This window comes from Aquisalimonas sp. 2447 (assembly GCF_012044895.1).
In the GTDB taxonomy this organism is placed as follows: Bacteria; Pseudomonadota; Gammaproteobacteria; order Nitrococcales; family Aquisalimonadaceae; genus Aquisalimonas.
The window spans coordinates 910,621-923,812 of record NZ_CP050695.1; the positions used below are offsets into that span (position 1 = coordinate 910,621).

The window sequence follows — 13,192 nt, forward strand, 5'->3', positions numbered from 1 at the left end:
CACGACCTGAACCGGTGGCTCCGTGATCCTACCCCCGACAACACCGAAGAGCGAAAACCGCAGCGCTGCGCGGGTGTTTGCCGATGCGCTCCGGGAGGAGGCATTCACCGGTGAGATCTCAACCGAGGTCTCGTCACGCCTTCTTGCGGCCACCGACAACAGCATCTACCAGATCATGCCTGCGCTCGTGGTCTTCCCTCGGGACGGCGACGATCTTGACCGCATCGCTGCGGTGGCAGCGAGACCTGAACACCACACCATACGGTTTTCACCCCGCGGCGGCGGCACCGGCACCAATGGCCAATCACTGACCGAGCACGTCGTCATTGACACAAGTCGTCATACAAATCGGATTCTTTCGATCGAGCTAGAGCGTCTCAGAGCCACCGTTGAGCCCGGGGTGGTCCTCGCACAGCTCAACAGTGCACTGGAAGACGCTGACCTGTTCTTTCCTCCCTCTACTTCAACCGCCACCCGCGTCACCATCGGCGGCATGGTCGGCACTGACGCCTGTGGAAAAGGGTCTCGCGTCTACGGGCGCACTGGCGACTACATCGAATCCCTGGAATTGCTGCTACCCGATGGCCGCCAGATCACCTGTCGTCGCTACAGCGCCGAGGAACTCGATACCAGCCCAGACAACGCGAGCCTCGCCCTTGCTCGCGAGGTAAGGAACATTCTGCAAGGCGCAGAGACCGGCATTCGCACCCAGTTCCCGAAACTCAGCCGGTCTCTGACGGGTTACAACCTACGGGAAGCCCTCGGGCACGATGGCTCTATTGACCTCGCCCGTCTTGTTACCGGAGCAGAAGGAACGTTGGGGCTCGTGCGCTCGATCACGGTTCGCCTCGAGCACAGGCCACAGCACAAGGCGGTCGTTGTAATTCGGTACCACAATTTCGATGAGGCATTGCGCGATGCCCAGTGGCTTCTTGAATCGGATCCCACAGCGATCGAGACACTCGATCATCGGCTTTATGGGCTGGCAAAGCGAGACGAGGGCTGGCATCTGGTGGCCGATGCCATGCAGGCCGACGATGCCGACAACCACGCTGTGACAACGAACTTTGTCGAGATCAGTGCCAGCACCAGCGGCGAGCTGGAAACCCGCCTACAGGAACTCGCGGAGAGATTGCGCGAGCGCGGAAGCAGTCACTCCATTACACGTGACCCGGTGCAGATGGCAGAGCTGTGGAATATTCGCTCGCGCAGTGTGGGCATGCTTGGTCGCACCAGCGACACTCGCAAACCGATCCCTTTCGTCGAGGACACGGTTGTCCCGCCGGAGCATCTCGCAGACTACATCCGCGAATTTTGTGCGTTGCTGGATGATCATGGCGTCGACTACGCGATGTTCGGACACGTGGACGTGGGTTGCCTGCACGTCCGTCCCGCCCTGGACATGGCTTCCCCGGACGATGCCCGGCTGGTCCGCAGCATCAGTGACGAGGTTGTCGCCCTGGTAAAGCGTTACCGCGGGCTGCTGTGGGGCGAACACGGCAAGGGGTTCCGGGGCGAGTACACTCGGGAATTCTTCGGGGAATCCCTCTATCCCGTGCTCGGTCGGATCAAAGCCGCGTTTGACCCCAACAACAGAATGAACCCGGGCAAAATCGTCGACCCCATCGCCGGAGCCCAAGGGGTCATTGAGATCGACCAGGCACCGCTTCGCGGGGAACGTGATGCCCGCATCGGCGGAACCACGCGATTGGCGTGGAACGACGCCATCGCCTGCAACGGGAACGGGGTGTGTTTCGATTGGTCCTTTGCGAACACGATCTGCCCCAGCTACAAGGTGACACGCGACCGGGTCCACTCCCCGAAAGGCCGTGCGACGCTCCTGCGCGAGTGGCTCAAGCAACTCGCCGACAACGACCTGACCCCGTCGGCAATCCCCTCTCGCCGCCCGCGCCGTCGACGCGCATCGCACCAGGAAGATTTCTCGCATGAAGTGTTCGATGCCATGTCGGGTTGCCTGGGGTGCAAGGCCTGCGCAACCCAGTGTCCGGTCCATGTCGATATCCCGGAGATGCGATCGCGTTTCCTGGAGGCCTATCATCGCGTCTACCGGCGGCCGTTGCGCGACTATGCTCTCGCAGGGACGGAGCTCGCTGCCCCTTGGCTTGGTCGTGCGCCGGCGCTCGGTCGGGTCATGCTGCGCAACAGAGGTGTACAGCGCTGTCTGAAGGCCTTCGGAATCAGCGATGCTCCTGCGCCGGCTTCGCCCGGGGGACTTGTCGTCGCGAAGCAGCACGGCTATCAGGTAGCCAGGTCCTGGCAACAGGCCAAAGCACGACTCGCATCCTCCGGGAGTTGCGTTGCGCTGCTACCGGATGCCTTCACTGCCTACTACGAAAACGAGACACTGCCTGCGGTGTGCCGCCTCGTGGAGGCCAACGGGTATGAGCCTGTGGTGCTCCCCTATCGGCCGTCGGGGAAGGCCCTGCACGTCCACGGTTTCATGGACGGATTCCGAGGGACTGCCGGGAAACTGGTCAGCGCGCTGGAATCGGTGCTGGAGACTCACCGCCCCGTGGTGGCCATCGAAGCCAGTGTCGGGTTATTCCTGCGGGACGAGTGCCGCGGGGTAACCACCGGCAAACGCCCTCTGCCCATCTGGCTCTTACCGGAGTGGCTCGCCCGGCACAGTGCAGCGTCGGCGCCGACCACCACCGCCCTCAGCGACAGCCCTTATCACCTGTTCCTCCACTGCACGGAGAAAACGGCAGTGCCCGCCGTGGGCAACCTTTGGGCGGAGGCCTTCCAGCAGGCAGGGCTTCCGATGCAAACCGTGAACAGCGGCTGCTGCGGCATGGCCGGCGCGTACGGTCACCAGAGCGAACACTACGAGCGCTCACACGCGCTCTACAACGCCAGTTGGGCGCCAACCGTCAACCAGCAACACCCAGACCGGATTCTGGCCACAGGCTTTTCCTGCCGATCTCAAACCGAACGATTCGGGGGCATACGACCACGCCACCCGGCGGTTGCCCTCGCCGATGCTTTCAAGGAGAACGCGGGGCGCGCTCCCGCCGCGAATAAGCGAAATGCCAGGGACCATGCGGCCAGCGGCTGAAGTAGCCGCCGGACCGTGGCCGTTCAAAATACGATGACATAATCGAAAGTGAGGAGGCTCAATCATGCGGTTCACAACATCAATTCTTGCCAGCGCCACTGCAGCCGCTCTGCTTGCAGCAACGGCCGCGAATGCGCAGACCACGCTGCGGCTGGGATGGACGACGTCTGACAGCGAAACGGATCCCTACGCCATTGCCGCACGCTATTTTGCCGAAGAACTGGAGAACGAAGCCCCGGGCGCATTCGATGTGCGCTACTTCCCGAGCAATGAACTCGGAGACGAATCCGAAATGCTGCAAGGCATGCAACTCGGAACACTCGATGCTGGGGTCATTACCGGCACCCAGATTGCAACCGTCTCCTCTGCCTTTCAGTTGAACGATCTGCCGTTCCTCTATGAGGACAACGCCCAGGCACAGCGTGTTCTGGACGGTGAAGTCGGCGAGACGATGCTTGCCAGCCTCGAGCCCGAAGGCATCGTGGGCCTGGGGTTTGCCGAGGCCGGCTTCCGGCACACGATTAACAATCGTGGCCCGATATATAGCCCGGACGACATCAGCGGGCTGCGCATGCGGGTACAACCCAGCGATCTCTTCATCGACAGCTTCCGGGCCATCGGCGCAAACCCGGTGCCCATGGCGTGGAGCGATGTCTTTACCGCGGTACAGCAGGGAACCGTTGATGGGCTCGAGATCCCGCTTGCTGTGATCTATGCCAACAACTACCCGGACGTGACGGACTATCTCTCACTCACCAGCCACAGCTACAACGCGCTCGGGCTGCTCGTCTCCAAACAGACCTATGACGGGTTGAGCGAAGAGCATCAGGAAGCGATGCAGACCGCCGCACGAAGCGCCATTGAACGCCAGCGCCAGACAGTGGCGGAAAATAACGATCAAATCGCCCAGAACATCGAAGATGCGGGCATGGAAATCAACGAAATCGATGACGTCGAAGCCTTCCGCGCTCTGGTCGAGGGTGTCTACGACGAATACCGCGATGCAATCGGCGGTGACCTGCTCGATATGGCACTGGAACAGGTCTCCGAGTGATCATGCTCCCCACGGCTTCGGTGCGCCGGGGCCGTGGGAGTTTGTAGTCCGCCGCCGTGCAAAGGAGAGATCCTGACATGCTGCGCCGTGGCCTGGAAGCCATCAGCCGCTGGAGCGCCAACGTCACCGCTGTGGTCGCCTGCATAACGGGCATCACCATGGTGATCACGCTTCTCGTCGGAATCTTCTTTCGTTACGTCATGCAGGCCTCGCTCTCCTGGCCGGAAGAGGTCGCGCTGCTAACTTTCACATGGACAGTTTTCCTAACCGCCAGTCTCGGCGTGCGTGAGGATTTCCACGTGCGGGTCACGCTGTTGCGTGACGCCCTCCCCAACAACGCAGCCATCTGGCTTGAGCGCCTCCTGCTCGTTGGTATCGGCGGATTCGCGCTCGCCATGTTCTGGTACGGCTGGGAGTTTGCCGAGTTCACGCAACGCCAGGTTTCGCCGGCCATCCGCTACCCACTCTGGATCCGTAACGCCGCTGTCCCAGTAGCGGGAGCTCTAATGCTCCTTCATGTGGCCGCTCGACTCTCGAGGCCGGCCTGGCACCGCCCCGACGCGAACGTGGAGACGTCGCTATGAGCATGGTGGCCATCGTGATGGTCGTCGGCCTGCTATTGCTTCTCGCGATCGGAATGCCGATTGCTTTTACTCTGGGGATACTCGCACTGACAGGCCTCTTCCTGACAGATACGAATCCGCTCATCCTGGGCCAGCGCCTGGTCGCTGGAACCAACGTCAACAGCCTGCTCGCGATCCCGGGGTTCATCCTGGCCGGAGACCTAATGAGTTCCGGTGGGCTTTCACGACGGCTCGTCAAGATCGCATCGACCATCATCGGGCATCTGTCCGGCGGGCTGAGCATGGCAACCGTTGGTGCGGGCACATTCTTCGGGGCGATCTCGGGTTCGGCTCCGGCAACGACCGCGGCGATCGGCTCCGTCATGACCGACGAATTGGAGAAACGCGGCTATGAACGGGGCTATGCAGCAGCGCTCGCAACGGCCGTTGGACCACTGGGACAGATGATTCCTCCCTCGATTCCCATGATTATCTGGGGAGTTCTTTCGGAAGAATCCATCGCCAGACTTTTCCTTGCCGGCGTCGTTCCGGGCTTGATCGCGGCAAGCGGTTTTCTGGTCGTCAGCTACATCTATGCACGAGTCCATGGGGTGCCTCGTGTAGAACGCGCCACGGTTGGCGATATCGCCCTCGCGCTGCGGCAGGGTGTTTGGGCACTCCTTGCTCCCATCGTCATTCTCGGGGGCATTTACGGCGGCGTGTTTACGCCGACCGAGGCGGCTATGGTTGGCGCGCTGTACAGTTTCATCGTGGGTGTGTTCATCTACCGAGAGATCGGGTGGCGGGAACTCCCCGGGATTCTGCTTCGCTCCCTGCGCACAAGTGCCATGATCATGTTCATCATCGCGACTGCGTATGCCTTCGCGTGGGTCATCGCGAACGAGCAGATTCCCGCTCAACTGGCTGCCAGCATGCTCGCCATCACGGACAATCCGCTCCTTCTTCTGCTGCTTCTGAACATTATGTTGCTTCTGCTTGGGGCCGTGATGGACAACATCTCGGCGATGGTCATACTGAGCAGCGTGCTCATGGCCGTAGGCGCCCAAATCGGACTCGACCCGATCCAGCTCGGCGCGATGGTGGTCATTAACTTCGCCGTGGGTATGGTGACCCCTCCTCTCGGCTACTCCATCTTCGTCGGAGCGTCCATAAGTGGGTTGCGTATCGAGACCGTCGCCCGTCACCTTTGGCCATTTCTCCTCGTCCTCCTGGCGGTCATCGCCATCGTTGCATACGTGCCGTGGGTCACCCTGTGGCTACCGGGCTTGTGGGATTGAGTGAGGGTTACGCATGCATGCTCGAGAAATAGGACGACGTCTTCCTGCAGAACTGGCCAGCGTGCTTGAACGCGACATCCGGGAAGGGAAATTCGCTCCCGGAGCGAAACTGCCAACGGAGAGCGCGCTGGCAGAGCAGTTTGCCGTTAGTCGGCCGGCCGTGCGGGAGGCAATCGCACAGTTGCGGAGCGCAGGCCTTGTCCATACGCGCCAGGGCGCAGGCACCTTCGTGGCAGACGCCACCTCAGCCCGTTCCGCGTTCTCCTTGGCAGGCAGACAGCTGGATAAGGCAGAACTGTGCTACGTGTTCGAGATTCGTGAGGAAGTAGAAACGGGAGCCGCCGCATTGGCAGCACGCTACCGTTCCCTCGAGGATCTTGACGCAATGCGGGTATCGCTGAACCGGCTCAACGATGCGGTGGAACACGGGCAGCCGGCCGCGCAGCACGACATTGACTTCCATCATGCCATTGCCGCCGCTTCGGGGAACCGGTTCTTCCACGAACTTCTGGAGCTATTTGCGGAGCAAATCGTTGAGTCCATCGTCATCGCGCGATCCAACACGGCCAGGACAGGCCGGCTCACGCACAACGTCCAGCTCGAGCACCAGTCGATCTTTGAAGCCATCGAGGAGGGGAATCCGGAGGCGGCGCGAGCCGCCATGCACGTCCACCTCTCCAACGCGAAAAAACGCCTGGGTCTTCGACGCCCAGCAGAATCATCCCGAATCGAGGCCGCGGAATGACGACCGACACCAACATCCCCATGACACCCGCACCTGTCGCTCGGCCAAGCAAGCCGGATACGCCGCTTCCGTCGGGCTCGTGCGATAGCCATGCACACGTTTTCGACCCAGCAGGCCGGACACCGCTGGTCCCGACAAGCGAGTACGCTCCGGCTCCGGCGTCCCTCGTCGATTACGAGAACCTCCTCGCGACACTTGGTTTCGATCGAGGGGTCCTCGTCCAGCCCAGTGTCTACGGGACCGACAATCGGAACATGCTGGAATGCCTGGAGAAGAAGGGGCCTGGCGGCGAGGATGTATTCCGCGGCGTCGTAGTCGTGGACGATTCCGTGACGGACCGGGAGCTCGAAGCGATGCACGCGGTAGGTGTCCGCGGAATTCGCGTCAACGTGGTTTTCGGAGGCGGTGTCGACTTCGACGTCCTCGCCAACCTCGGCGAACGCATCGCGCCATTGGGCTGGCACGTGCAGTGCTTCGTCGATCTTTCAAGACTCCCGGACTTCGCGAAAAAGGCGGAGCGCCTTCCGGTTCCGGTTGTCGTGGATCACATGGGTCACTTTCCGGTTGCGCGCCACACGGACCGGTTACCAGCTTTTCAGGACCTGGTTGCCATGGTTCGAGAGGGTCAGGCCTGGGTGAAGCTGTCGGGGCCCAACCGAATCAGCGGCCACGACCACCCACCCTTCGATGACGTCAGGAGCCTAGTTGATGCCTTGGTGGCGGCCAACCCGCAGCAGCTCGTGTTCGGGACCGATTGGCCCCACGTAAAGCTGCCAACGCCCGTGCCCGACGACGGTGCTCTGATCAACGCGTTCCATCAGTGGATCTCAGACATCGAGATCCGCCACGACATTCTCGTTCGAAATCCTGGAAGGCTTTACGGTTTCAACCACCCGTGAAGAGGCTGCCTTCAAGCGTCTAACTCCAGAGCCTCAGATCACACTGGGGATTCTTGAATAACCGATGACAGACAACGGCTCATATGGCCAATGAGCGGGGCCGATCAAGCCACTTCAGCACTGACCTGATCGCTGCGTCCTCCTGTAACCTCGCGAGCAGCACCATCTGGCACCGTGGAAGCAGGGCCTCACGCGGTCTCACGAATTACGCGGGTGGGAAGAGAATACGGAACAGCGCCGAGCTTTCGCAGTGATGCGACGGTCCGCTCTTGGCCGACCGAGGTGACGGGGAGTCATGTTTCGGTGCCAGTCTAAATGGGGCGAATGCCGCGGCACGTCGGATACGCACTGCACCCCCAGAATGAATGGCCAGCCTTGGCCCCTTTTCGGATGGTCTTGCGCTCCATCGCCGCGGAGCATTTCGGACACGGTGGTGGCGCATCGGCTCCCTTTGGCTGCGGCTCTCCAGCGTGGAGGGCGCTAGGAAGGCCTTCCTCGTCCAGGCCAAGGACCGGCTCGACCCTGGAGGAAGTGGCTCCCTGTGGCTGCGGCAGTTGGTCTTCAAGGGCTTCGTAAGCGCTCCGCGAACCCCACCTACTCAGCGGGTTTGAGCGCGTATAGGCTCTCGTCCTGATGCCACGGCAGCAGTCGGTCGATGGCCTCGCCGGTTGTCGCGCCCGGCAGGTTCTTTAACACCTCGAGCAGGTACGCGTAGGGCTCCAGGCCGTTGATCTTGGCCGTCTCGATGACGCTGTAGATCGTGGCACTGGCGTGCGCACCCCGCGGCGTCTGACTGAACAGCCAGTTTTTGCGCCCCACCACGAACGGCCGAATGGCGTTCTCCGCGGGGTTGTTGTCCAGCGGGATGCGGCCATCCTCCAGGAAGCGGATGAGCCGGGGCCATTGGCTGTTGAGGTAGTGCACGGCCTTGCCGATGGCGCTCTTCGGCGGCACCTTCTCCAGGGACTGGTCAAGCCACTGGCGCAGATCCTCGATCAGCGGCCGGCTGTGCGTGGCGCGCAGGCGTTCACGCTTCTCAACGGGCAGGCCCTGGGCTTCGCGCTCCACCCGGTAGAGCTTGCCGATGGACGCCAGCGCCCGGTCGGCCTTGCCGGTCTTGCCCTTGGGCTGGACCTTCTGGGCCTCTTTGAACTTGCGGCGCGCATGCGCCCAGCACCCGGCATGGGTGATGGCATTATCGCGCACGACCTGGGCATAGCCCTCGTAGCCGTCGGTGAGCAGGATACCACCATAGTCATCCAGCAGGCGCCGCGGGACCTGGCCCGAGCGGCTGGGATCGTAGTCGAACAGCACCACCTCGGCTCCGGGCGGCCCGCCGCGTTGGACCCACATGTACGAGGTGCTGGAGGCGGCCCGCCCGGGCTCGGTGTTCACCTGCACGGTGGTCTCATCCATGTGGATGAGCTCCGCACTGTGCAAATGGGCGCGCATGCGCTCGGCCAGTGGCGCGAGCAACGCACCCAGGTCCACCATCCAGCGGGCGAGCGTGTTCCGTGGCAGCTCCAGGCCCAGTCGTTTGAAGACCTGCTCCTGGCGGTACAGCGGCAGCGCGTCCTGGTACTTGGCGGTGGCGATATAGGCAAGCAGTCCGGGGCTCGCGTTGCTCTTCGGCAGCGGCTGCGGCGGCAGATCGGCGATCTGGACACCGTCCTCGCAGGCCCGGCAGGCGTACTTGATGCGCACATGGCGCAGCACCTGGATCTGGGCCGGGATGATGTCGAGCTGCTCGGTGACCTCTTCGCCGATGCGGGTGAGCGCACCGCAGCCGCAGGCACACTGCTGTTCGTCCTCGGGGAGATCGTGGACGATGTCCACGCGAGGCAGCTCCGGCGGCAGTGGGGCGCGCCCACCCCGGCGACGCTTGCCGCCACTGGGGGCCGGCTGGTTTTCCTCTTCCGCCTCGGCAGTCTCACCTGACTCGGCGGGCTCTTCCACCAGGCTCTCGGCCTCGTCGAAGAACAGGTCCTGCTGCTTGATGCTGTACTTCTCGGTGGAGGGGCCGAAGCGGTTGTCCAGCAGCAGCCGGATTTGCTCGAACAGCGAGCGCTTCTCTGCCGCCCACGCGGCCTCCTTCTCGGCGAGTTGGGCCTGGAGGCGTTCGACCAGAGCGCGCTGCTCATCGAGCTCGCGCTGGAGATCGGAACTGGATGGCAACGTGTTGGTATCGGCCCGTTTCATGTGGGTAATTGTACCAAAACGCCACCGGTGCGGCGAGCAAAAATTTCATCCAACCGACTGAAAATGCAACGCTTTGTGCGGCTGCATACGGGTGATGTCGATGCCGTCGAGCAACCAGTTGAGCTCCTGGCCCGAGAGCGTGAGCCGCTCCCGCTCACCGCAAGCCGGCCACTTGAACCGCTCCTGCTCGAGGCGTTTGTACCAGACCACAAAGCCGTTGCGCTCCCAGAACAGGATCTTCACCTTATCCCGCGCCCGGTTGCAGAACACGAACACCGCCGCGGTGAACGGATCGCACGCCATGACCTCCTGGACGAGCAGCGACAAACCGTCAATCGACTTGCGCATGTCCACGGGCTCGCGGCACAGATACACCGCCACATCCGTCCCGGGCCGGATCATGCCACCACCTCCACGGCCACGAACCGTGCGGGACGGTGACGCTCCGGAACCGGAACTCCGGCCTCATGCAGCCGGCGCTCCCAGTCCATCAACTCGGCGAGCGAGACATCCTGGCGCCGCGCATACTCACTCAGCGACAACCCCAAGGCATGGGCGTGATACAAATGACCCAGCCAGCGGGCGCGTACCGGGGATAACCACATGCTCCAAGCCTCCCATCAATCTGGAAGGCTCAGTGTCGCGGAACTGGAATCGACTCAACAGATGGGGTTCGTGGAGCGCTTACAGGGCTTCCAGGATCTGACTGCGGACTTGGGAGACGGTGTAAGCCTGTTTTGCCGGAAACCGCAGCAGGGGAATTCCCGCCACCTGGCAAGCACGCTCGACGAACTGGTCACGCTGCCGGCTTGCCTTCCTCTGATGGGAGCCGTCGTCGAGTTCGATGGCGCCCACGACCGACAAATCGTCTGCGCGGCACAGCACGAAGTCGACATGTTTCGACGAGATTTTGTTGAAGGCGCTGCTGTGCTTCGATCGGTTGGATACGCCGTGAACCTCGATGACGTCGGCGAGTCGCACTTTGCCGAAGACCCGATAGGACGGTCCCGCCGCCTGGTCGAGCACACCAAGGAACGACCGCTCCGCCGGCGTAAACAGCGCGGTGCACTTCCGGTACGGGAAGTCGGCGGTGCGCAAGGCCCGGCGTGACATCAACAACGCGGTCGTCACCAGGATGAGGATCAGAACGACAACCGTAGCGATGGATGCCATGAGAAACTCCTATCGGTTCGAGCGAGCACATTCGCATATGGCGAGGACCTTATTCCTGGTCAGCCATCACATCTCCTGGATCGGCGCCGCGCGACAACATCGACCCGAAGCCGCCGGCCACGCCTCAGCCCTTGGGCGTCCGCTTTGATCCCAGTAATGCTGCGCTTTTGGAGCGAAGCGGAAAACCTGTCCGGCAGCAGCGCAATGTAAGGTCAATTGTGCCGCCTGAAATGCTCCATTCGACAACCCCCTTCACCTAGCGCACAACCCATCCATATGTGAGAAGTCAAAGTAACTTATCGAAAAGCGCTTTCCACCTTTCTATATCGTCATCCTCAACGTATCGGCTCGTGTTCGCTAGAAGTTTATCTTTGACGCCCAGAGCTAGCTTAACCTTCCACCCATCCTCCATGGCGAAGCCTTCTGTTTCAGCCCAATTCTTTATTTGAGGAACTATTGGTTTCTTTGGATCATGCACGTCTTCAAACTCTTCTTCGGCACGTCGCTCCATTCGGTCGAGCACTTGAATCATCAGACTGGTAGGTAGGAGGTCCTCGATTTCCGTACCTTTAAGGTCGGAAAACACTGCGTCAGTTTCAATTATCTTGTCCTTGTCATTAGAATAGAGATCCCCTTGAAGGGATTTGATAGTCTGCTTTCCAGCCGCGTCACTGTCTAGCAACACCTTCGGCAGGTCGTCATCTCTTCCAGACAAGATAGATGCGATAATCTTTGCGGTTTTGGCGCCACCGGACGGGGGAAAAACTAATTCGAACTTGGGTGCGATCTTTTCCTTGCCTATCAAAATACTTTTGATCGCGGTAAGGTAATGTTGATCTGATGGGCCTTCAACGATGATTGGCTGGCAGCCTAGAAGCAAACTTTCTGAAACAGTCAAGTTCAAGGCAGAATGAACCGCGTAGGTTGCCCCATTCTCTTTCAATCCTTTGGCTCCTCTCGTGACTCGTAGATCACTTGACGCCTCTGTGCAGCCATCATCTCCCACGAATACTTTTCGGACCCGATCCAGACGGTCGGCGTCGATCATAAATGGCGAGTGCGTTGTAAAAATTAACTGGTTAGTTTCGGCTAGATTGTTGAAGAACGCTGTTAAATCTCGCTGTGCGAGTGGATGCAACGAATGCCCTGGCTCATCAAGAAGAACGACTGCCTCTTCATGTGCATCCTCGCTTTCATAGGTAAAGACTAGAAAGAAGCTCAGAAACCATTGAAGTCCAGCGCTCCTGTTCTCAAGTTCGATTTCCTCAGATCGGCGATCATCCGCGACCAAGATTCGAAAGTAGTTTCCATCAGCAACCAGCCGAAACCGATAGTTACCTTGTTTCCACCAGTCCGAGAAGGCTGTCGTCAGCTTAGATGATGCTGATTGCAACAATGCCAAACGCTCACGAAGTTTCGCGTCGTCTTCTTTTATCTCATCGTCGGTCTTGTTTGTAACGCTTCCGACCTTCTCTCCCTTTTGATTTACTCTCTCTACAACACCTGTTGAACGCGCTAGCTCTAACATTTCGTCAGCACTCAGGCTCACGAGGTCAAACAACACTTTAAGAGTCCGAGTCTTTGCAGCTTCTCGCGCCCCCAGATCATCGCGTTCCATGTTATCAACAACATGTGGTAAATAAATTTGATCGTCTAGATTTCCATAATTTGAATAATATACGAAATATGGCAACCGACCCTTGAAACGTTGCCAAAGGCTCGGCCCCTTCTTCGGCTCTTCCCCTTCAGTTTCGGCCGGCTTTTCCAGTTCTGGGTTAAATGTATTTTTAAGGTCTACGTCTGGGAAATCAGGGAATTCGAAGCCGTACTGCCCCGCGAAATTTCGACGAGCAATGATGGTCGCTCCCACTTTAGCTTCGATACCGTAGCTGTTAGCAACTTCAATATCGGATTCATCCATTTCAAACTTGCAGTAAATGAATCGATGTGAACTTGGCTCATTGCGCATTTCCGCGTATCGACTTCGTGGCATGTCATCAAGAAGATTAATTCTACCGGATGCAGTTGGGTTAAATTTCCAAAGAGGCAGTAACAGATTTGTTTTTCCAGCTTCGTTTTCACCAATCAGGGCGGTTACATCGGAGACATCAATCCAACCACTGTCAGCGATGGATCGGAAATTGGTTACGCGGAATTGTATTAATTTCATAATTGACCTTTATGA

At 59.9% G+C, this 13,192-nt stretch carries 12 protein-coding genes; 6 read left to right on the forward strand and 6 right to left on the reverse strand.

Features of this window, described 5'->3' with window-relative positions; translation table 11 throughout:
• Positions 1-22 precede the first annotated feature (22 nt).
• From KU884_RS04180 to KU884_RS04205, 6 genes are all read left to right on the forward strand, one after another.
• The gene (locus KU884_RS04180; protein ID WP_167781438.1) at positions 23-3,076 is read left to right on the forward strand and encodes an FAD-binding and (Fe-S)-binding domain-containing protein; all 3,054 of its coding nucleotides are present in this window, start codon (positions 23-25) and stop codon (positions 3,074-3,076) included.
• Positions 3,077-3,140: 64 nt separating this feature from the next.
• Complete coding sequence (locus tag KU884_RS04185) at positions 3,141-4,130, forward strand: TRAP transporter substrate-binding protein (protein ID WP_167781439.1); 990 nt, start codon at positions 3,141-3,143, stop codon at positions 4,128-4,130.
• Between the two features lie 77 nt (positions 4,131-4,207).
• On the forward strand, positions 4,208-4,714 hold the full coding sequence (locus KU884_RS04190; protein WP_167781440.1) for a TRAP transporter small permease: 507 nt from the start codon (positions 4,208-4,210) through the stop codon (positions 4,712-4,714).
• Entirely contained in the window at positions 4,711-5,991 is a 1,281-nt protein-coding gene (locus KU884_RS04195) for a TRAP transporter large permease (protein WP_167781441.1), read from the forward strand. The genes KU884_RS04190 and KU884_RS04195 overlap by 4 nt, the downstream gene beginning before the upstream one ends.
• 61 nt (positions 5,992-6,052) lie before the next feature.
• A complete protein-coding gene (locus tag KU884_RS04200; RefSeq protein WP_167781442.1) occupies positions 6,053-6,736 on the forward strand; it encodes a FadR/GntR family transcriptional regulator in 684 nt (227 codons plus the stop codon).
• Entirely contained in the window at positions 6,733-7,635 is a 903-nt protein-coding gene (locus KU884_RS04205; protein WP_167781443.1) for an amidohydrolase family protein, read from the forward strand. The genes KU884_RS04200 and KU884_RS04205 overlap by 4 nt, the downstream gene beginning before the upstream one ends.
• Positions 7,636-7,946: 311 nt before the next feature.
• Here the strand turns inward: KU884_RS04205 and KU884_RS19230 are convergent, their stop codons facing one another.
• The 6 genes from KU884_RS19230 to KU884_RS04235 all read right to left on the reverse strand — a co-directional run bounded on the left by KU884_RS19230 (position 7,947) and on the right by KU884_RS04235 (position 13,177).
• Positions 7,947-8,042, reverse strand: a complete 96-nt coding sequence (locus KU884_RS19230) for a hypothetical protein (RefSeq protein WP_167781444.1) — start codon at positions 8,040-8,042, stop codon at positions 7,947-7,949.
• A 187-nt stretch (positions 8,043-8,229) separates the two neighbouring features.
• A complete protein-coding gene (locus KU884_RS04215) occupies positions 8,230-9,834 on the reverse strand; it encodes an IS66 family transposase (RefSeq protein ID WP_254432083.1) in 1,605 nt (534 codons plus the stop codon).
• A 45-nt stretch (positions 9,835-9,879) separates the two neighbouring features.
• Positions 9,880-10,236, reverse strand: a complete 357-nt coding sequence (gene tnpB, locus KU884_RS04220) for an IS66 family insertion sequence element accessory protein TnpB (protein ID WP_167780921.1) — start codon at positions 10,234-10,236, stop codon at positions 9,880-9,882.
• On the reverse strand, positions 10,233-10,439 hold the full coding sequence (locus KU884_RS04225; protein ID WP_167780922.1) for a hypothetical protein: 207 nt from the start codon (positions 10,437-10,439) through the stop codon (positions 10,233-10,235). The genes tnpB and KU884_RS04225 overlap by 4 nt, the downstream gene beginning before the upstream one ends.
• 79 nt (positions 10,440-10,518) lie before the next feature.
• Positions 10,519-11,007: a DUF2726 domain-containing protein gene (locus KU884_RS04230; RefSeq protein WP_167781445.1), complete on the reverse strand. Its 489-nt coding sequence runs from the start codon at positions 11,005-11,007 to the stop codon at positions 10,519-10,521.
• Between the two features lie 286 nt (positions 11,008-11,293).
• Positions 11,294-13,177 (reverse strand): AAA family ATPase, encoded by a 1,884-nt coding sequence (locus tag KU884_RS04235; RefSeq protein WP_167781446.1) that lies wholly within the window; start codon positions 13,175-13,177, stop codon positions 11,294-11,296.
• Positions 13,178-13,192: the final 15 nt, after the last annotated feature.